Source organism: Nocardia sp. NPDC127579, assembly GCF_042672005.1.
In the GTDB taxonomy this organism is placed as follows: domain Bacteria; phylum Actinomycetota; class Actinomycetes; order Mycobacteriales; family Mycobacteriaceae; genus Nocardia.
Genome location: NZ_JBHXVZ010000006.1, coordinates 184,964 through 203,862, shown reverse-complemented (window position 1 = coordinate 203,862; position 18,899 = coordinate 184,964). Strand labels below are relative to the sequence as shown.

The 18,899-nt window shown below is 69.5% G+C and carries 17 protein-coding genes; 4 read left to right on the top strand and 13 right to left on the bottom strand.

Going from position 1 to position 18,899, the window contains the following annotated elements; all coding sequences use genetic code 11:
- Positions 1-10: 10 nt before the first annotated feature.
- From ACFVMC_RS21620 to ACFVMC_RS21610, 3 genes are all read right to left on the bottom strand, one after another.
- On the bottom strand, positions 11-1,066 hold the full coding sequence (locus tag ACFVMC_RS21620) for a FecCD family ABC transporter permease (protein ID WP_379213261.1): 1,056 nt from the start codon (positions 1,064-1,066) through the stop codon (positions 11-13).
- Between the two features lie 58 nt (positions 1,067-1,124).
- Positions 1,125-2,117, bottom strand: a complete 993-nt coding sequence (locus ACFVMC_RS21615; RefSeq protein WP_379213259.1) for an iron chelate uptake ABC transporter family permease subunit — start codon at positions 2,115-2,117, stop codon at positions 1,125-1,127.
- Positions 2,118-2,242: 125 nt separating this feature from the next.
- The gene (locus tag ACFVMC_RS21610; RefSeq protein ID WP_379212810.1) at positions 2,243-2,962 is read right to left on the bottom strand and encodes a hypothetical protein; all 720 of its coding nucleotides are present in this window, start codon (positions 2,960-2,962) and stop codon (positions 2,243-2,245) included.
- A gap of 211 nt (positions 2,963-3,173) precedes the next feature.
- Here ACFVMC_RS21610 and ACFVMC_RS21605 point away from each other — a divergent pair, with 211 nt between their 5' ends.
- Together ACFVMC_RS21605 and ACFVMC_RS21600 are read left to right on the top strand one after the other, a co-directional pair.
- Entirely contained in the window at positions 3,174-3,578 is a 405-nt protein-coding gene (locus tag ACFVMC_RS21605) for a cupredoxin domain-containing protein (protein ID WP_379212808.1), read from the top strand.
- A 224-nt stretch (positions 3,579-3,802) separates the two neighbouring features.
- On the top strand, positions 3,803-4,720 hold the full coding sequence (locus tag ACFVMC_RS21600) for a hypothetical protein (protein ID WP_379212806.1): 918 nt from the start codon (positions 3,803-3,805) through the stop codon (positions 4,718-4,720).
- Between the two features lie 1,600 nt (positions 4,721-6,320).
- Here the strand turns inward: ACFVMC_RS21600 and ACFVMC_RS21595 are convergent.
- From ACFVMC_RS21595 to ACFVMC_RS21555, 9 genes are all read right to left on the bottom strand, one after another.
- Positions 6,321-7,466, bottom strand: a complete 1,146-nt coding sequence (locus ACFVMC_RS21595) for an acyl-CoA dehydrogenase family protein (RefSeq protein ID WP_379212804.1) — start codon at positions 7,464-7,466, stop codon at positions 6,321-6,323.
- A 160-nt stretch (positions 7,467-7,626) separates the two neighbouring features.
- A complete protein-coding gene (locus tag ACFVMC_RS21590; protein WP_379212802.1) occupies positions 7,627-8,673 on the bottom strand; it encodes an alpha/beta hydrolase in 1,047 nt (348 codons plus the stop codon).
- Between the two features lie 169 nt (positions 8,674-8,842).
- Positions 8,843-9,688 carry a lysophospholipid acyltransferase family protein gene (locus ACFVMC_RS21585; RefSeq protein WP_379212800.1) on the bottom strand — a complete coding sequence of 282 codons (846 nt, stop codon included), beginning with the start codon at positions 9,686-9,688 and terminating at the stop codon, positions 8,843-8,845.
- Between the two features lie 218 nt (positions 9,689-9,906).
- On the bottom strand, positions 9,907-11,382 hold the full coding sequence (gene hflX / locus ACFVMC_RS21580; RefSeq protein WP_379213257.1) for a GTPase HflX: 1,476 nt from the start codon (positions 11,380-11,382) through the stop codon (positions 9,907-9,909).
- A 178-nt stretch (positions 11,383-11,560) separates the two neighbouring features.
- The gene (locus ACFVMC_RS21575; protein ID WP_379212798.1) at positions 11,561-12,025 is read right to left on the bottom strand and encodes a hypothetical protein; all 465 of its coding nucleotides are present in this window, start codon (positions 12,023-12,025) and stop codon (positions 11,561-11,563) included.
- 108 nt (positions 12,026-12,133) lie between these two features.
- Positions 12,134-13,015, bottom strand: a complete 882-nt coding sequence (gene dapF / locus ACFVMC_RS21570) for a diaminopimelate epimerase (protein ID WP_379213255.1) — start codon at positions 13,013-13,015, stop codon at positions 12,134-12,136.
- A 29-nt stretch (positions 13,016-13,044) separates the two neighbouring features.
- Positions 13,045-13,908 (bottom strand): TrmH family RNA methyltransferase, encoded by an 864-nt coding sequence (locus ACFVMC_RS21565; protein WP_379212796.1) that lies wholly within the window; start codon positions 13,906-13,908, stop codon positions 13,045-13,047.
- A 79-nt stretch (positions 13,909-13,987) separates the two neighbouring features.
- The gene (miaA, locus tag ACFVMC_RS21560) at positions 13,988-14,923 is read right to left on the bottom strand and encodes a tRNA (adenosine(37)-N6)-dimethylallyltransferase MiaA (RefSeq protein WP_379212794.1); all 936 of its coding nucleotides are present in this window, start codon (positions 14,921-14,923) and stop codon (positions 13,988-13,990) included.
- Entirely contained in the window at positions 14,920-15,675 is a 756-nt protein-coding gene (locus tag ACFVMC_RS21555) for a hypothetical protein (RefSeq protein ID WP_379212792.1), read from the bottom strand. The genes miaA and ACFVMC_RS21555 overlap by 4 nt, the downstream gene beginning before the upstream one ends.
- Before the next feature lie 277 nt (positions 15,676-15,952).
- On the opposite strand from ACFVMC_RS21555, the gene ACFVMC_RS21550 reads away from it, so the two are divergent.
- Together ACFVMC_RS21550 and ACFVMC_RS21545 are read left to right on the top strand one after the other, a co-directional pair.
- Positions 15,953-17,392: a DUF349 domain-containing protein gene (locus ACFVMC_RS21550; RefSeq protein WP_379212790.1), complete on the top strand. Its 1,440-nt coding sequence runs from the start codon at positions 15,953-15,955 to the stop codon at positions 17,390-17,392.
- A gap of 169 nt (positions 17,393-17,561) precedes the next feature.
- Positions 17,562-18,125 (top strand): VanZ family protein, encoded by a 564-nt coding sequence (locus ACFVMC_RS21545; RefSeq protein WP_379212788.1) that lies wholly within the window; start codon positions 17,562-17,564, stop codon positions 18,123-18,125.
- Between the two features lie 87 nt (positions 18,126-18,212).
- Here ACFVMC_RS21545 and ACFVMC_RS21540 read toward each other — a convergent pair whose 3' ends face one another.
- The gene (locus ACFVMC_RS21540; RefSeq protein WP_379212786.1) at positions 18,213-18,791 is read right to left on the bottom strand and encodes a hypothetical protein; all 579 of its coding nucleotides are present in this window, start codon (positions 18,789-18,791) and stop codon (positions 18,213-18,215) included.
- Between the last annotated feature and the right edge of the window lie 108 nt (positions 18,792-18,899).

Genomic DNA, 18,899 nt, shown 5'->3' with positions numbered 1-18,899 from the left:
AAATCGGAAGCTACCGACGTGCTTCCCGGGCGAGCAGCCAGACGAAGTACCCACCGCCGATGGACACCGTCACCACACCGACCGGCAACTGCGTCGGCGCGAAGGCCCGCTGGGCGATCCAGTCACTGAGCAACAGCAGCAGCGCGCCCAGTGCTGCCGCCGGAGCGGGGGCGACCGTGGCCGAGCGGGTCAGCCGGCGCGCCAATTGCGGTGCGGCCAAGGACAAGAACGCGATCGGGCCGGCGGCGGCCGTGGCCACGGCGGTCAGCGCGACACCCACCAGCACCGCCGTCAGCCGGGTCGGCTCCAGCCGCAGACCCAGCGCCTGCGCGGTCTCGTCACCGAGTTCGAGCAGCGGCATCCGATAGGACAGCCAGAGCACCCCCGGCAGCAGCAGCGCGAGCGCGAGCGCGACCGGCGTGACCTGTGTCCAATCCAGCCCGGTCAGCGAACCCGAGCCCCAGACCGCCGCGGCCATGGCGGTATTCACATCGACCTTCATCAGCAGGTACACATTGACCGACTGGAGCATGGTGCTGATCGCGATGCCCGCGATGATCAGCCGGAAGCCCTGCATGCCCCCCTTCAACGACAGCAGGTAGATCAGTGCGGCCGTGGCGATGCCGCCGGCCAGCGCGCCCAGCGCGGTCTGCCGGTAGCCGCCCCCGAAGATCAGCATGACCACCAGCGCGCCGGTATAGGCCCCGGTGTTGAAACCGATCACATCGGGACTGCCCAGTGGATTACGGGTCAGCGACTGGAAGATCGCGCCGCTCGCGCCGAGCGCCGCGCCGAGCATGATCGCCAGCAGCACCCGCGGCATCCGCAGATCCATCACGACGAACTCGGCCAGCCGACTCGAATCCCCGAACACGGCCCGCACCACCGTCGCCGGCGCCAACTGGTAGTCGCCGGTGCCCAGCGCCAGCACCGCGACAACGGCACCGGCCGCGACCAGGATCGTGATCACGGCCGGCGTGCGCAGCCCGATCCGCACCGAAACCCGTTCGCCGACGCGCAAGACCACCGTTCGACGCCCGAAATCGATTCGCGAGGAGGACTTCACCACGGGGCCCCCTGCCCTCGCGGTCGCGCCGATCTCGGCGCGGCAATCGGGCAGGCGGTCACAGCGAACTCACTTTCTTACGGCGGATCAGGGCGATGAGCACCGGCGCGCCGACGAACGCGGTCACGATCCCCACCGCCAGTTCATCGGGCCGCACCACCAGGCGGCCGACGATATCGGCGACCAGTAGCAGAATCGGCGCACCGACCATCGAATACGGCAGAATCCAGCGCTGGTCCGCGCCGACGAACCAGCGGGCCACATGCGGAATCATCAAGCCCACGAAGCCGATCGGCCCGGCGGCCGCGGTCGCCGCACCGCACAGCAGGGTCACCGCGATCACGGCCAGCACCCGGGTGCGGACGATATCGGTGCCCAGTGTGCGCGCCAGATCCTCACCGAGCGCGAGCGCGTTCAGCGGGCGCGCCACCGCCAGCGCCACGGTCAGACCGACCGCGACGAAACACGCCACCGGCCAGACGATGACCATGCCGCGCCCCTCGACCGAACCCGCGTTCCAGAAACGCATCTGGTCGAAGGTGTCCGGGTCGAGCAGCATCAGGCCCATGGTGACGCCGGTCAGCACCGCGCCCAGCGCCACACCGGCCAGCGTCAGCCGGATCGGCGTCGCGCCGCCGCGCCCCAGCGAGCCCAGGGCGTACACCGCCACCGCCACCACGGCCGCGCCCAGGAACGCGAACCACACGTAGGACCACACGCTGGTCAGCCCGAACACCGCCACGCCGAGCGCGACGAAGAAGCCCGCACCCGCGTTGACGCCCAGAATTCCGGGATCCGCCAGCGGATTGCGGGTCATCGCCTGGATCAGCGCACCCGAAACGCCCAGTGCCGCACCGACGATCAGCCCGAGCACGGTGCGCGGCACCCGCAGCGTCCGGACCACCACCTGATCGTCGGATCCGTCGAAGTGCCACAGGGCATCCCAGGTGGTGCCCATCGGAATATCGCGGGCCCCGATCATCAGGCTCAGCACACAGACCCCCGCCAGCACCCCGACCCCGATCAGCAACCAGAGCGTCCGCCGTGCCATCGCCGCGGTGGATACCGTTGCGACCGTGGGTGTTTCGACCACCGATCTCTCCTACTCAGCAAACGGCCGCGGCCGGTGCGCCCGTCACGGGACACACCGGCCGAAACCGAACTCACCACATCGGGCTACTTCTTCGGCTCCTCCGGAGCCAGCGGCGCGTTGACGGCGTTGAAGTACTCGATCGCCGCGGCGATCGCGACCGGCGCGCCCACCACGATGGTGCCCGCCATCGCGCCCAGCGGGCCCAGGGTCATCGCACCGGCGAGGCAGCCGGCGATCGGACCGCCGCCGAGCAGCAGCGCCACCGGCAGGGTCAGACCGAGACCGAGCACACCACCGGCAACGCAGCCGACGACGCCCGCGCCGATGGCGCCGATGATCGCGCCGACCGCGGCGCCCACCGACAGCCGGCTACCGAACTTGGACCAGGCCGCTTGCTCCCGCTGCTCCGGAGTCGACGCGGCGACCTGCTTGGGAGCGAACACGGCCGGACGGTAGAACGCGGCCTCGACGACCGGGGTCAGCGTCGCCCGATTGCCCTCGATGGTGGCGCGCACCGGGTAGACGATATCCTCGACGTTCACCTCGAGCGGCACGCCGCCGACGATATCGCCTGCGGGAGAAAGGATCTGGAACTGTCCATCCTTGACCACCAGGCTGCCCGCGTCGGTGGTGACGACGGCGGAGTTGCCGTCGTTGTTCGTGGTGTAGTTGATCACACCGGGCACGATCGGCACGGTGAACCCGCCCTGCGGTGCGACCGGAGCCGGTGCGGCGCCGGCGGTGCCGCCGGCGACCGTCAACGCGGCGATCGTAATCATCGACGCCGCAGCGAAGTTCCTCATCCTCATCGTGCTGTACCTATCCCTCACTCGTACCGATTCGTTCGCGCTTGCCGTGGCTACCACCCGGCAGGCGTCGGTAAAGTTAGCCTAACCTGAGTAAGAGTGCAATGGGCACGTCCGCCGCCAGGGTCGACACACCCCCGAGCGGCGTAGGCTTCCAACTACGCAGCATTGCGCGCGTCTACGCCCCACAACCCCTGAGGAGCGGGCGATGAAAACACAGACGAGGCGGTACACGGCAGGCATCCTGGCCGCCCTTTCCAGCTCCGCGATTCTCGGCGTGACACCGGTTCCGGCCGAACCACCGACACCCGCCGAACCCCACGCGGTACACGAGGACAGTCGCGTCACGATCGACGAATACGAGTACAGCGTCGCCGTACCCATGTGGCTGCCACCCGGCACACATACATTCACCACCAACAACACCGGGCACGCGCCGCACGATCTGGTGGTCTCCGATCTGCTCGGCACGGAGATCGCGCGCACCGCGGTCGTCCGCCCCGGCGATACGGCTGAAGTGACGGTCGATCTGGCGCCGGGCGTCTATCAGTTCTGGTGCTCGGTCGGCGAACATCGCCAGCGCGGCATGAACACCTACGTGGTCGTTCTCTGACCGCTGGCAAATAGTCAGCCGATCATTCGACCGGCTGCGGTCGGCTCCGTATCGATCCACGGAGGCGCAGGCCCGCGACGCACAAGACCCCCAGCAGGTTCTCCGCTGCGAACATCGCAACCCAGGTCGCGTTACTCAGCTTTCTTTCAGCTACTATCACCGGCGATCGGCCGACCCGCTCGGCCGAGAGGAATCAACCATCAATCCCGGTGAGGTTTTTCGACGTGAGTCGGCAACGAGAAGTTCAGTCCGGCGCGTCGCGGCGCGCCCTCCGTCCCCTGGTCGCGGGCGTGCTCCCGCTCGCCGTGGCGGTCGCGTGCACCAGCACCACCGAACCGCGGCAGGCCGCGCCCAGTCCGGCGCCCAGCAGCAGCGCGGCGCCCCGGCCCAGCAGCCCCGCCGCCCCCGCCCCCGCGCCGCACTCCGAGCCTGCCCCCGACCGCCCCGCGCCTCGTTACTCGGCGTTCCAGCCCGGCGTCACCGTCGTGCAGCCCGGACCGGCGGTAGAACGGTCGGCCCCGGTACAGCCGGGCATCACCGCTCCGGTACAGCCGGGCATCACCGCCCCGCCGCGTCCGCTCGATTACGCCGTCCCGCAGCATCGGCGCCCGATCCCCGCGCCCACCCAGGCCCCGCCGCTCGATGTGCAGGCCCTGCACCTGCCCGCCCCGGTCACCCCCGTCGCGCCGATCGCGCCGCCGCCGCGCACGTTGCGCCTCGGCGATTTCACCCAGCCGGTGCCCGAGAGCGTCCCCGACACCATCCTCGACCCGGTCAACACCACCGCCGCCGATATCGAAGCCGCGATCTCCACCGGCGGCCGGTCGATCGGCATCGATCCCGCGCGCGCCGACAAGATCGCGGCCGGTGTGCTCGCCGGCGCCGCGGTCGGCGCGGTCGGCGCGGGTGTCCCCGCCGCCATCGTCGGCGGCGTGGCGGGCGCAGCCGCCGGCACGCTCATCGGCACCGTCGCCACCGCGCCGGTATGGATCGTGAACCCGTGGGTCGCCGTCACCGTCGGCGGCACCGTCGGCGGCGTGCTCGGCGGCGTCGCCGGCGCGGCCGCGGCGGGTATCCCGTTCGCTGTCGGCGGCGCGGTCGTCGGCGGCGCGGTCGGCGGCGTGCTCGGCGCAAACCTCTGACACCGTCGCGTCAGCGCCCGCACCGGCTCGGTGCGGGCGCTTTTCGCATGTGCGCCAAATCTCGAATCGCGGGAACCCGACCGGGGTTGAATACGTCCTATAGAGGGTAGGTAGTTTTCTGTTCGCCGGACTGGCGGGCGGATTCGGGGGGTAGGGCATTGCAGGCAGCAGAGCACGAGCACATCGGCGACCCTCTCGCGCCCAGATACCGCCCCGGCCACAACCCCGCCATCCACACCTACATCGCCCACCACAACGACGGCCGCCCCCTCCCCCGCGACCCCTTCTTCGCAGGCCACTACAACCCCCACATCGGCCGCTACCAACCCACCGACGCCGAACTCCGAGCCGAACGCGCCCTACTCGCCGACGAAACCACCCCACCCACCCCGGTTTCCACCGAGCAGCCACCCACCGAACCGACACATCCCACACCGACCACCGGGTCCGAACCAGCGCCCCCGCGACCGGACAGCAAGACCGGGGCAGCATCCCGCACCGCCCGGCCATCGAAAGCCCGAACCGAGCCGGAGGCCGACCGGGCTCGACCGGCGGAGAGCGGAATCGAGTCGGGTGCCGGACTCTCGGGCGGGCAGGCATTCTCATCCCGCGGCAGCGGCGAATCGACTTCGGGTCCGCCGACTACCCCGACGCCGCAGCCGAAGCCCGCTGCCATCCATCCCGGCCACTCGGCCTACCCGATCGACAACGCGCCTCCAGCGCGACCGAAACGCCAGTCGCCCGATACCTTTCCGACAGCACGCGACACCTCTCACGTACCAGGGGGCCGCACATACCTTCCGCCGGGCGTCGACCCAGTGGCGCACATCCCACTTGCTCCCGACGGCCACAGCGCCCCGCACACCCCACCCGGCAGCCACACAGCCGCGCACATCCCACCAACCCCCGACCACCACGGATCCACACGCACTCCGCCCGGCAGCCACCCGGCCGCGCATATCCCGCTCGCGCCCGGCAGCGACCGCACACCGAATATGCCGCCAGGGCTCGGCCATGGCTATACGCCGACGCACACCACGCCCGCACAGCAACCTCGGTCACCGCAGCAGGCGGAGACTCGGACGGCCGCCGGTGACTGGGGCGCGGATCAGGTCACCGAACCGCTCACAGTCGAAGGGCCGCAATTTCCGCGGGTTCCGGACCATAGCGTCGTCGATACCTCACCGCGTGGATTCCGGAATCCGATTCCAGCGCCTCCCAGCGACACTCGCGCTCCGGGCGACACCCGTGCGCGCGCCGACGGCAACCCCATCCCGTCCGGCGGCACCCGCGCGCGGGCCGGCGGTAACCGCGCCCCGGTAGGCGATGTTCAGCCGCTGATCGGCGACTTCCGGGCCCCCGAGTCACTTCCGCCCGACGCGGGGTTCGGAAGTCTGGATCTCCCAGCGCACAACAGCCTGAATCTGCCCCCGCTTCAGCGGCCGCATTGGGCGCCCGAACCGGCGCCGGGCAAGCCTCGTACGAAGCGGTCGTCGAAGTATCGTCCGGCGGCGACACCGTGGAATCCCGCCGAGGACGATCCCCGCTGACGCCGACGGCCGCACGGAATACCGTGCGGCCGTGGATATCTCGAGATCGATCAGCTCAAATTCAGCGAGCGGCCGATGATCTCCTTCATGATCTCGGTGGTGCCGCCGTAGATGGTCTGCACGCGAGCGTCCATGTAGGCCTTGGCGATCGGGTATTCCTTCATGTAGCCGTAGCCGCCGTGCAATTGCAGGCAGCGGTCGATCAGATCGACCTGCTCCTCGGTGCTCCACCATTTCGCCATGGCCGCGTCCTCGACCGACAGTGTGCCCGCGTTCAGGTCCTCGACGAACCGGTCGACCATGATCCGCACCGCGGTGGTCTTGGTGGCGAGCTCGGCCAGCACGAATCGGGTGTTCTGCAGCGCGCCGATCGGCTTGCCGAAAGCCTTGCGGTCCCGGACGTATTGGATGGTCATGTCCAGGCATGCCTCCATCGCCGCGGCGGCCATGACGGCGATGGACATGCGTTCCTGCGGCAGGTTCTGCATGAGGTGGATGAAGCCCTGCCCTTCGACGCCGAGCAGGTTCTTACCCGGAACCCGGACATCGGTGAACGACAGCTCCGCCGTGTCCTGGGCTTTGAGGCCGAGCTTGTCCAGGTTGGCGCCGCGTTCGAATCCGGGCATACCGCGTTCGACGACGAGCAGGCTGAAGCCGAGCGCGCCCTTCTCGGGGTCGGTCTGGGCAACCACGATGACGATGTCGGAGTTGATGCCGTTGGTGATGAAGGTCTTGGCGCCGTTGAGGATCCAGTCGTCACCGTCGCGGACCGCGCGGGTCTTGATGCCCTGGAGGTCGGAGCCGGTGCCGGGTTCGGTCATGGCGATGGCGGTGATGATCTCGCCGGTGCAGAAGCCGGGCAGCCAGCGCCGCTTCTGCTCGTCATTGGCCAGTTCCAGCAGGTAGGGCGCGATGACATCGTTGTGCAGGGCGAAGCCGAGGCCGGAGTACTGCCCCTTCACCGACTCCTCGGTGATGACGGCGTTGTAGCGGAAGTCCTTGACGCCGCCGCCACCGAATTCTTCCGGCACGGCCATGCCGAGGAAGCCCTGCTTTCCCGCCTCGAGCCAGACATCGCGGTCGACGATGCCCTGCTCTTCCCACTTCGCGTGGTTCGGGGCCACATGCTGATCGAGAAACTTGCGGAACGACTCGCGGAACAGATCGTGTTCGGGCTCGAACAGTGTGCGCTCCACACCAACCTCCTAGTGACCACAGCCGGGCGGTCCACACCTACCCGTCGCTTCCCCCATACGGTACCCCGAACGAGAACGACAGTTCACTTCTGGGCAGGAAACAATTGCCCCACCTGGTCATCCATTCACCAGATGAGGCAATTGAAGTGGGAAGACGGAATCAGGCGGGCAGGCCGAGCCCCTGAGCGAGCACCGGCCAGGGGGGCAGGAAGGCGTCCTGCCAGTAACCCCACGAGTGGGTGCCGACCGGGGTGAAGTCGTAGGTGGCCGGGATGCCGAGCTCGTTCAAGCGGTTCTGCAGATTGTGCGAACCCCAGTTGGTCGCACCTTCCAGCGCGCCGCCCACGGTCAGCTGGTTCGCGAGCCCGCCCGGGCCGGGCAGCGCGAACTCGCCGTCGAGGGTGTCCCACTGCCCCGGCAGGCCGGAACCGCTCGAGATGAACAGGTGGGTGCCGCGCAGCCGCTCCGCGTGCACCAGCGGATCGTTCTCGGCCCAGCGCGGGTCGTCCTCGGGTCCGTACATGTTGTCCGGATCGCCGCCACCGGCGCGCACCACCGTGCTGACGAAGTCGTAGCCGACCGGGTCGCTGATCTGCGCCGCGCCACTGTAGGCGGCGACGGATCGGAACAGCCCCGGCTTCGCCTCGGCCAGTTGGAGCACCGAGGTGCCCGACATCGACAGTCCGGCAATGGCATTGACGCCGGTCGTATCGAACGCGCCGTCGATCAGCGGCGGCAACTCCTCGGTGAGGAAGGTCTTCCACTTGTTGACGCCGAGTTCCGGGTCCTCGGCGATCCAGTCGGTGTAGTAGCTGAACTTGCCGCCGACCGGCTGAACGAGATTCACGTCCTGCTCGGCCAGGAACTGCGGCACCTGGGTCTGCGCGGCCCAGGTCGCCTTGTCCTCGCCACCGCCCGCGCCGGCCAGCAGGTAGAGGGTCGGGCGCGGCGTCGACGCGTCGCGCGGACGCTGCACGTCGATCTGGATGTTCTTGTCCATCGCGGCCGAGTAGACCTGGAGCCGCACACTGCGTTCGTCGAGAATGTCGTAGCTCGCGATGCGGGAACCGTCGGCGGACCGCGGCGTGGCCAGCAGATTGCCGGACGCGATGATCGGGTCCTGCGGTGTCGCCGCGTAGGCCGTGGCGCCACCGGATCCCATCGCCGCTACCGCCGCCAGCACTGCCACTTTCCTGCTCCAGAACATGGCGATCACCGTACGAAACGCTTGCTGAGAGGCTGCCAGAGATTTCTCAGCAGACCATTAGGCGCACGCCGTAACGATCCGGCGAACCCACGGTCGAAACAGGCTTCGGCCGTGGATGCCGGAACGGATGCGGTGCGGAATTGCGACGGGAATCACGTCTGGAAGCGGCCTATCGGGGTAATAGCCCCCGCAGGCGGCCGGCGAGGGTCCGGCCCGGATCCTTCGCCCGCTCGGCGAGCAGGAAGCGGATCTCCTCCTCCAGCGCCTTGCGCACGACATCGCGGAGTTCGGTGGCCGCGGCCTCGGGGTTGTCCGCGGCGCGCCACGGCTCCGGGTCGATCGGCGCGCCCGCGGAGAAGTAGAAACGTTCCGGGCGCGGGATCAGGGTGGGACCGATTCCGCGGATGAGGGGTGGCGTCAGATCGGATTTCAGCCCGATCGCCTCGACCACCTTCCGCAGCGGCGTCATCATCGGATGCCGCCCGTCCAAGACGATGTCGTAGACATCATCGCCGCCGATCATGGCGATCGGCACGATGGTGGCGCCGGTCTCGATCGCCATGTGCGCGAAGCCGGTTCGGCCCCGCCAGTCCAGCGTGTACTTCTGCTCCCCCTTGCGGCCGACCGCCTCGCGACCGCCGCCCGGGAACACGATCAGAGCCTCACCGCGCCGCAGCAAGGTCATGCAATTGCGCCGATTGCCGCGCACGATTCCGAAGTGCTGCAGGAACTCTCGCAGTCCGGGCACCCGGATCAGCACGTCCTCGGCGAGGCCGCGCAGCAGCCGCCCACGCTGTCGCAATACCTCGGGCAGCAGCAGCGGCGCGTCCAAACCGCCGGTCAGCGTGTGATTGCCGACCAGCAGCACCGGGCCTTCGGCCGGAATATTGTCCAGCCCGTGGAAGATCGGGCTGGTCCACGCCCGGGTCGGCGCGGTGATCGCCTCGATCACGAGTCTGTCGGCCGCGCTCAGGCGCACCTCGAGCGGCGCGCCATCGGTCAAGGATTCAGGCATCGGTGTCCCCATCGAATGTCGGATCCCAGCACGTCGTCGTAGTGGAATTACTGTCCCCTGCGCCACAACTCAGGTGCGGCTGTTTCGAGGGTAGCGCATGAATTGGAACCGGTTGCAATTCAGCCCGTAGCGACCCCACTCGCGCTGTTTCCGGCCGAAACGCGGACGGTCGGCGGCATTTCGGCGGACCCCCCGCGCGAAATCCCGCCGACCGACACCTATTCCGAAGCGATCCCGTTCGTGGATGCGTGCGCGAACTCCGACAGCGCCGCGGCCAGCGCATGCGGCACCCGGGCGTGCACCCGCGTACCACCCTCCTCGTGCGTCGACCCGATGATGCGCCCGTCCGCATGCACCCGCGCCAGCAGATCCCCGCGCGTGTACGGCAGCAGCACACTGACCTCCACATCGAGGCCACCCAGCACCTCGGCCAGCCGAGCCCGCAGCTCCGCCAGCCCCGCGCCGGTGTGCGCGGAGACGAACACCGCGTCCGGCAGCAGTGCGCGCAGGCGGGTCAGCTCCATCGGCTCCACATTGTCGATCTTGTTGACCACCAGCAGTTCCGGCGGCGCGGCCGTGCCCTGCTCCTTGATCACATCGGTGATCACCTCACGGACCGCCTTGATCTGACCGGACGGCATCGGATCGGATCCGTCGACGACATGCAGCAGCAGGTCGGCGCCGGTCACCTCCTCCAGCGTGGAGCGGAACGCCTCGACCAGCTGGGTGGGCAGATGCCGCACGAAGCCGACGGTGTCGGTGAACACGACCTCGCGGCCGTCGTCCAGCGCGGCCCGGCGGGTGGTCGGATCGAGGGTGGCGAACAGCGCGTCCTGCACCAGCAGACCGGCGCCGGTCAGGCTGTTCATCAAGCTGGACTTACCCGCGTTGGTGTAGCCGACGATCGCGACCGACGGGATACCGCTGCCCGTGCGCCGCGACCGCTTGGTATCGCGCGCGGTCTTCATCTCCCGAATCTCGCGGCGCAGCTTGGCCATTCGCTCGCGGATGCGACGGCGATCGGTCTCGATCTTGGTCTCACCGGGACCGCGCAGACCCACGCCGCCATTGCTGCCCGCACGGCCACCGGCCTGCCGGGACATGGACTCACCCCAGCCGCGCAGTCGCGGCAGCATGTACTCCATCTGGGCCAGCGCGACCTGCGCCTTGCCCTCGCTGGAGGTGGCGTGCTGGGCGAAGATATCCAGGATCAGGGCGGTCCGGTCGATCACCTTGACCTTGACCACCTTCTCCAGCGCGGTCAGCTGAGCCGGGGTCAGTTCACCATCGCAGATCACCGTGTCGGCGCCGCTGTCGAGCACGACGGCGCGCAATTCCTCGGCTTTGCCGGAACCGATGTAGGTGGCCGGGTCGGGCTTGTCGCGGCGCTGGATCAGCGCCTCCAGCACCTCCGAGCCCGCGGTCTCCGCGAGCAGCGCCAGCTCGGCCATGCTCGCCTCCGCCTGGGCGACCGTGCCGGCGGTCCAGACGCCGACCAGCACCACGCGTTCCAGCCGCAGCTGCCGGTACTCGACCTCGGTGATGTCGGTGAGCTCGGTGGACAGCCCGGCGACACGGCGCAGCGAACTGCGTTCGTCGAGCTGCATCTCGCCGCGGGTCGGCTCGTGGCCGCTGGGCTCGGCGGCCCATCCGGCGTGGGCGGTGCCCTTCAACCGCTCCTCGCGCGCCGCCATCCGGGCGGCGTGCTCGGCGACGGCATCGCGGGTGTCGGCAGCCTCGTCGGCGTGATCGTCACCGTCGACCGGAGTCATGTCAAAAGTCTCTGAGTTCGTCATACGCCTTCTATGCTGCCACGTTGCCACGCCAGGACGCACGCCGATTATTCGTGGTGCGTCCTGGGCCGACGAGGAATCAGTGCAGAACGCTGTAGACGGCCGAGAGCGTGAACCCGTGCGGACCCGCCGCGCAGGTGACGGTGCCCTGGTAGCCGACACCGCAGGTCGCCGAATCCCACGTGAGCCGGTGCCCCTCGGGCAGCACCCGGGCGTCGGGGTGGGTGAAGTTCGGCTGATCGGAGAACCGGAACCCGGCCGCCTCCCAGGTGGCCGCGCGCAACTGATTCGTTCCGGGCGGCGCGTCCATCGACACGGCGTCGCAGCCGACGTAGCCGGTGTTCCAGTAGATGGCGCAATACCGGTTGTCGGGGGTCTTGAAGAACGCGGTGCCCGGACGGTCCGGGTCCGAGAGCAGATAGTCGGCGGAGTTCACCGGCGTGTAGTCGTCGATTCCGTCGGCCGCGGCCGGTGCGGCGGTAATGCAGACCCCCGCGGCCGCCGCCGCGAACGAACAGGCGAGAAGTGTGGATCGGCTGGACATGGCGTGTTCCTTCCCGGATGGTGTGGTGCACGTGCCGTTCGAGCCGCGGCGAGGTCGCCGCCCCCCTGGTTCGTCGCCGGGCGACGGCGATTCGTTAACCCCCGCCGGTCAGAGCGCGTCCCACCAGTCCGCCGCGATCACGCCCGTCGCCACCAGCTCCGACGGACCGCGCAGCGTCGCCGAGCCGCTGGTCAACGCGACCGTGACCTGACCACCGGGCACCCGGACGATCACCTCGCCGGTGTCCTGCTGAATCCGGAAACCCCGGTATGCCAAGGCCGCCGCGGCCGCGGCGACGGTTCCGGTTCCGCACGAACGGGTTTCGCCGACACCGCGCTCGTAGACGCGCATGTCGACGGCGCAGTCCGAACCGATCGCCGTCAGGATTTCGACATTGACCCCGCGCGGGAACAACTCCGGGTCGAACCCCGGGGAGACGCTGAGATCGAGTTTCGCCAGCGCGTCGGCGGTCAGATTCGAATCGACGCAGGCCAGGTGCGGGTTGCCGACATCGATCCCGATCCCGGAGTACGCACCGCCCGCGACGGTGGCGGTGGCGGGGCCGAGCTCGCGGACCGGGCCCATGGCCACGGTGACCTCGCCGTGCACCGCGTCGGCGGCGTGCACGGTGACCGGACGCGGCCCGCCGCGGCTGCCGACCACGTACTCGGTGCGGGTCTCCAGCCCCTTGGCGGCCAGATAGTGGGCGAACACCCGGACACCGTTGCCGCACATCTCGGCGATCGATCCGTCGGCGTTGCGGTAGTCCATGAACCAGTCCTCGGCGGCGATCCCGTCGGGAATCGTGTCGAGTACACCGGCAGCACGCAGCGCACCGGCCCGCGCCACCCGCAGCACACCGTCCGCGCCGATGCCGCGCTGGCGATCGCAGAGGGCCGACACCCGATCGACGGTCAGCTCGAGGCGCACATCGGGGTCGGGCAACACCACGAAATCGTTCTGGGTGCCGTGTCCCTTGCTGAACTCGATGTCGGCCACGTTCCTCGTCTCCTCGCTACTCATCGGGCAAACGTCCGGCGCTGCCGGGATATTTCGTAGAGGGCGACCGCGCCCGCGGACGGCGCGCCCAGCGAACTCGCGGTACCCCCCATCGGAATGGACACCAGATCGTCGCACGCCCCCAGCCAGGCCTGGCTCATGCCGCTGGTCTCGTTGCCGACCACCAGGATGGTGGCCTCGGCGAAATCCTGGTCGAAGATGGCGTGCGTGCCGCGTTCGTCGGTGCCGACGATGCGGGTCGGTATGCCGCGCTGGATCTGGCGATCCCGGAAGGCCAGGACCTCGGCGGCGCCGGCGGCGCGCAGTACCGGCAGGCCGAACAGCGACCCGGTGGAGGCGCGCACGGCCTGTGGGTCGTACTGGTCGGCGCCGTGGCCGGTGACGATGACGCCACTGGCGCCGAAGGCGTCGGCCGACCGGATGAGGGTACCGAGATTGCCGGGCGAGTTGGGGCGGTCGAAAACGACGACCACGGGCGGAGTCTCGCCGGGTTCACCCGGTTCGAAGGTCTCCAGGCTCTGCTGCCGCGACATCGCTACCGCGACGACTTCCGGTGTCCCCGTGGACTTCTCGCCGAGTTCGGCCATGAGCTCGGGGACCAGGCCGACGCACGGCACCGGCGCCGTGTCCAGCAGTTCCCTTGCCCAGCTCGACAATTCGGCGCCGCCGAGGCGATACAGCAGCGTCTCCAGCGGCCAGCCGGCGGCGATCGCCTGGGTGATCGGGCGCACCCCCTGCACCAGGAAGCGGGAGTCGCGGTTGCGGGTGGCACGATTGGTCAGATACGCCTGCCAGACCTGGACCGACGCATTGCGGGTGCTCACCCGTTTGCCGTCCGGTCGGTGCCGAGAGTGCTGGTTCACTGCGCTGTCCGTTCCGTCGGGCCGAAAACTGTCGAATCGCGGTCGCTTCGAACACCACCACGGCACCTCGAGGTCCGGCTCATCGCGCCGAACCATCCGTCGCGGCGCCGCGCAGGTCCTCCGCCAGGATGGTGAGCGCGGTCGCGAGCAGATCCGGGTCGGCGCCGTCGACCCAGCGCACCCGGGGGTCGCGCCGGAACCAGGAGCGCTGGCGACGGACGTAGCGGCGGGTGCCGATCAGGGTGCGCTCCTTGGCGTGGTCCAGATCCGATTCGCCGTCCAGATAGGCCAGGACCTGGGCGTAGCCGATGGCGCGACGAGCCGTGACACCGTCGCGCAGGCCCTGGTCGATCAGCCCGCGGACCTCCTCGACCAGACCGGTCTCGAACATCAGCTCGGTCCGCGATTCGATTCGCGCATCGAGTTCCGCGGTCTCCCGGTCCACGCCGATAATCGTTGTGCCCCAGCGCGGTTCGCCGATGGTGGGTGCGGATGCCGCGAACGGGCGGCCGGTCAGCTCCACCACCTCCAGCGCGCGCACCATGCGCCGCCCGTCGGACGGCAGAATGGTGGCCGCCGCCGCCGGATCGACGCGGGTCAGCTCCGCGTGCACCGCGGCCACACCGTGTTCGCCGAGAAAAGCCTCCCAGCGCCCCCGCACGGTCGGATCGGTCGCCGGGAACTCCCAATTATCGAGCAGCGCTTGGACATACATCATCGAACCGCCGACGATCACGGGGACGTGCCCGCGCGCCGTGATCGCCTCCACGTCCGCGATGGCGGCGCTCTGGTAGGCGGCGACCGTCGCGTATTCGGTCACATCGAGGACGTCGAGCTGGTGGTGCGCGATACCGCGACGCTGTGCCACCGGTAGTTTCGCGGTGCCGATATCCATGCCGCGGTAGAGCTGCATGGCATCGATATTGACGATCTCGCCGCCCAGCCGCTGCGCCAGCTCCAGGCCGAGATCCGATTTGCCGGTCGCCGTGGGGCCGACCACCGCGACGGGTTTCACCGCGCACCGTCCGGCCGCCAGGTGCCGACGTGGTAGCCGACGCCGAAAGGCGCGTCCTGGTACAGGGTTTCAGCGATCGGCCGGTCGTCGGCGAAGAGTCCGGCCAATACCTGATAGGCCGCGCGGCCCGCGATCGCGACCTGCGCGCACAGCTCGGGATCCAGCGCCCGCAACGCGGGCACGTCACCGGCGGCCAGAGCCGCGTCGAGTTCGGCCTGCACGGCGACTGCCCGCGGGTTCAGGTAGCCGGGCGATTTGGTGGTCAGGGTCGCCGCGCCGTCGGCAATCACCAGCACGCCGGTGGCCGGACGCGTGCCGTCCAGATCGGCGCGAACGGCGCGGCCGAAACTCACACACTCCTCGACCGAGGACTCCGGGTCCACGAACATCACCCGCACGTTCGCCTCGTGCGCGACCTGGGCCCGCAGCCACCCGGCAACCAGCGCCGGCAACGGCCACGCCGGGTCCGGGACACTCTCGGGCACGCCCAGCAGCGGCCCGTCCGACATCGCCACCCGGACGTCGGCACCGTAGCCGCGGAACGTACCGACCCCGCTCGACCTGTCCACCCCGGGCTCGTGGTCACCGACCGCGACGACGAGCCACTCGCCCGCCGCGTCCAGGGTGCGCACCGCCTTCAGGGCGGCCGCGCGCAACGGCGCGGCCGGGTCCGAATCGGTGCGCGCCACCGCGCCACCGAGCTCGGGAACCAGGATCGGCGGCGACGGGACCAGGGCCGCTAGGGAGAACACGCGGTAAACGGTAGCCGCTGCCGTCAACGCCCCTGTGCACCACCGTGGCGACGGCCCGGGCCCGCTCGCGCAGCGACCTCGAGTGTCTCTGCGCCGTTACCGGCCGGGGATTGATAGTCTCGAGGTGCTACAACCCAGGTCATCACGGGTTGCTATCCACCGGAATCCACCGGAGGAGAAGCGTGGATCGATGGTCTCGAAGAGCTCGGACCGGGTTCAATGGAATGAGCTAAGGCGTAACCAGGCAGCCGTGGCGCGCGGCAAAGGACGGAGAGCAATGAGCGACAGCAACGGAACCGCGAAGGCCACGCAGCCGAGTTCCCCCACCCCGCCGGCTCCGCAAGCTCCCGCGGCCGCCACCCCCGGGGGCTCGGCTGCTCCCACCCCCGGCCCGCGCCCGTCCGGCGCACCCAAGCCCGGCGGCGCCCACCCCAAACCGCATGCGACCAAACCCGCTCCCGGCCCGGCTCAGCCGCATCCGCATCCCGTCGTCGTGCCTACCGTCACAGATCCCAGTGCTTGGGGACGGGTCGACGACGACGGCACCGCCTGGGTGAAAACCGCTGCGGGCGAACGCGTCGTGGGCTCCTGGCAGGCCGGTGACGCCGCCGAGGGGCTGGCGCATTTCGGCCGCCGCTTCGATGATCTGGCCACCGAGGTGGCGTTGCTGGAGGCCCGGCTGGCCGCGGGCGCGGATGCCCGCAAGACCAAGGCCGCCGCCGTGGCCCTGGCCGAGTCGCTGCCGACCGCCGCCGTCATCGGCGATGTGGACGGGCTGGCCCGGCGCTTGCAGGCGATCGCGGAGCACTCCGAAGAGGCGGCCGCGCACGCCAAGGAAGAGAAGGAGCGGGCCAAGCACGAGCACACCGAGCGCAAGGAACAGCTGTGCCTGGAGGCCGAGCAGATCGCCGCCGACTCCACCCAGTGGAAGGCCGCGGGTGATCGGCTGCGCGAGATCCTCGACGAGTGGAAGTCCATCCGCGGTGTCGACCGCAAGGTCGACGACGCGCTGTGGAAGCGGTACTCCAAGGCCCGCGAGGCGTTCAACCGGCGCCGTGGCGCCCACTTCGCCGAGCTGGACCGGGAGCGCGCCGCCGCCAAATCCCGCAAGGACGAGCTGTGCGTGCGCGCCGAGGAGCTGTCCGGCTCCACCGACTGGAGCGGTACCGCCGCCGTCTTCCGCGACCTGCTGACCGAATGGAAAGCCGCCGGTCGAGCCCCGCGCGAAGCCGATGAAGCGCTGTGGCGCCGGTTCAAGAGCGCCCAGGACGTCTTCTTCGCGGCGCGCAATGCCGCGGTCTCCGAACGCGACGCCGAGTTCGAGCACAATGCCGCCGCCAAGGAGGAGTTGCTGCGCGCCTACGAGCACATCGACCCGGCCAACGGCCTGGACGCCGCCCGCGCCGCCCTGCGTGAACTCCAGGACAAGTGGGACGCGCTCGGCAAGGTCCCACGCGAGCGCATCCAGGAACTCGAAGGCAAACTCCGCGCCATCGAGAAGCGGGTGCGCGAGGCCGCCGACGCCCAGTGGCGTCGCAGCGATCCCGAAGCGATGGCCCGCGCCGCCCAATTCCGGGAACGGGTCGCCCAATTCGAGGAGCAGGCCGCCAAGGCCGAGGCCGCCGGCAACAAGCGCGACGCACAGAAGGCCCTGGAACAGGCCAAGCAGTGGCGGGAATGGGCCGAAGCCGCGGAAGGCGCGGTCAGCAACCGCTGACGGATAGGCCACTCTCCCCAAGGCAACCCGCGACACCACCCGCACAACCACGCGCACCGCTGTGCGGTCATCGGCCGCAGGTCTGCGTTTGTGCGGGAATTGTGGAGAGTCCGGGTGTGTGTTGTCGGCGCGCAACGCGATCGAGGTCCGGGCCGATAGCGTGAATGTGGTGCGGCAAGTATGGAATTCGTGGGGCGACGTGCTCACCGTGTGGGGGCTGGCGATGCCGGTATTGGCGGGCTGCGCCGTGCTGGTGTTCCGGTGGCGGGTGCGGTGGGGGCAGGACCCGACGGTGGCGTTCCGGCACACGGTCGCGGAGGCCGGAATGCTCGGCGGGACCCTGCCTTGGGTGTGGATGATCCTCACGCCCGCCGAGGGCGAACGACAACTCATCCTGGTGCCGCTGCGGGACCTGTTCGAAACGATCGCCGAGGCGTCGGCCAACACCGTCATCCAGGTGGCCGCGAACCTGATCCTGTTCCTGCCACTGGGTTTCCTGCTGCCCCTGCGGTTTCCGCGCTGCGCGAGCGTCCTCGGGATCACGCTGCTCGGCGCCGTCCTGTCGGCATCGCTCGAAATCGCTCAGTACGCACTGGATCTGGGCCGCTACACCTCGATCGACGACGTACTGATGAATATGACGGGCGCCGGCCTCGGCGCCTACCTCGCCCGCCGCCACGCCGCCCGCCGCGGCTCCGCCTACAGCACACGAATTCTCGCCCGGCTCGGATGAGCACTCCCCGAGCAGACATCGGCGAGCACCCGCCGCACGTCCCGGCAATCCGCACCGCGCCCCGGCCGAGAGGGCGACGCAGCGGCCCTACTCGCCCGTGAGCCGCCGACGGTCGCGGGCTTCGGATTCGGCCGCCGCGATACGGCGCTGCTCCTCGGCCTCCAGTTGCAGCACGGTGCGGCTCCAGACGACGCGGATCCAGTGGAAGGTGAGCACCATGATGGCGAGGGTGCCGACGATGAGGCCGATCCCGGGACCCGAGCCGGTGATATTGCCGACGCCCGGCGTCTGACGATGCCAGATGGCGAAGACACCGAACGCGCAGCCGATGGCCGAGCCGGCCACCGCCAGCCAGGCCAGCACCCAGCGGCGCGTCATCAGGGCCAGCAGTGAGAAGCCGACACCGAACACCACCGCGAACCAGACGAAGACACGCGAGGGCAGGCCGATGTGCTCCAGCCGGGTGACCTCGGTGCCGAGCAGCACGTCGAAACCGCGTGCCGCACCCGTGTGCGGCAGCACCAGTGACAGCAACAGCACGAAGACCGCGCCGGCCACCACCATCGCGCGCATACCCGGATCGATCTCACCGGCGATGCGCCGTTCGACGGCGTCGAGTTCCGCGCGGAACTGCTCGAAATCCTTGCTGTTCTCGACCGAGCTCACAGAACCCTCGTCTCCTTCGGCTGAATCGGCGGCACCTGGCGGGTCCACTGTGCCATCCCCGCCGCCGGCCGGATCGCCCGCCCCACTACGTCCGGTAGTAGCGTCGTC

Bases quoted from the DNA above. Each gene is read 5' to 3' on its own strand.
- ACFVMC_RS21615 (WP_379213259.1), bottom strand. From the start codon at position 2,117: ATGGCACGGCGGACGCTCTGGTTGCTGATCGGGGTCGGGGTGCTGGCG.
- ACFVMC_RS21610 (WP_379212810.1), bottom strand. From the start codon at position 2,962: ATGAGGAACTTCGCTGCGGCGTCGATGATTACGATCGCCGCGTTGACG.
- ACFVMC_RS21605 (WP_379212808.1), top strand. From the start codon at position 3,174: ATGAAAACACAGACGAGGCGGTACACGGCAGGCATCCTGGCCGCCCTT.
- ACFVMC_RS21590 (WP_379212802.1), bottom strand. From the start codon at position 8,673: ATGTTCTGGAGCAGGAAAGTGGCAGTGCTGGCGGCGGTAGCGGCGATG.
- ACFVMC_RS21585 (WP_379212800.1), bottom strand. From the start codon at position 9,688: ATGCCTGAATCCTTGACCGATGGCGCGCCGCTCGAGGTGCGCCTGAGC.
- hflX (WP_379213257.1), bottom strand. From the start codon at position 11,382: ATGGCGGCGCGCGAGGAGCGGTTGAAGGGCACCGCCCACGCCGGATGG.
- ACFVMC_RS21575 (WP_379212798.1), bottom strand. From the start codon at position 12,025: ATGTCCAGCCGATCCACACTTCTCGCCTGTTCGTTCGCGGCGGCGGCC.
- ACFVMC_RS21550 (WP_379212790.1), top strand. From the start codon at position 15,953: ATGAGCGACAGCAACGGAACCGCGAAGGCCACGCAGCCGAGTTCCCCC.